The following is a 256-nucleotide window of genomic DNA, read 5'->3' as shown; positions in this document are numbered from 1 at the left end:
GGGGAAGTCGTTAGGAACTTCTGAATAGCCGTGTGGTACAGGTACGGGTCGACAATAAAAATATCAGTCTCGGCCTCGCTGAGCAGGTTGGTAATGTTCACGAACGCAGAATAATCACTCCCTACCGAGAGGAACGCCCCTCGCGACTCGGGTGGCAGCGATAACTCGCAGCGAGCAAGCAAGTTGCTCAACGCCTGGGCCATCCTCTCTCCGCTATCACGCATGAAGCCGCGCGACGCGCGCTCGACCGCGGTGC

At 58.2% G+C, this 256-nt stretch carries 1 protein-coding gene; it reads right to left on the bottom strand.

Annotated features, from left to right (window positions below; all coding sequences use genetic code 11):
• A partial coding sequence (locus tag KVS69_RS19895) for a hypothetical protein (protein ID WP_217539901.1) occupies positions 1–256 on the bottom strand: 256 nt, incomplete at both ends.

It is taken from the genome of Stenotrophomonas sp. GbtcB23 (genome assembly GCF_019091045.1).
In the GTDB taxonomy this organism is placed as follows: domain Bacteria; phylum Pseudomonadota; class Gammaproteobacteria; order Xanthomonadales; family Xanthomonadaceae; genus Stenotrophomonas; species Stenotrophomonas rhizophila_A.
This window is presented reverse-complemented; position numbering and strand designations above follow the sequence as displayed.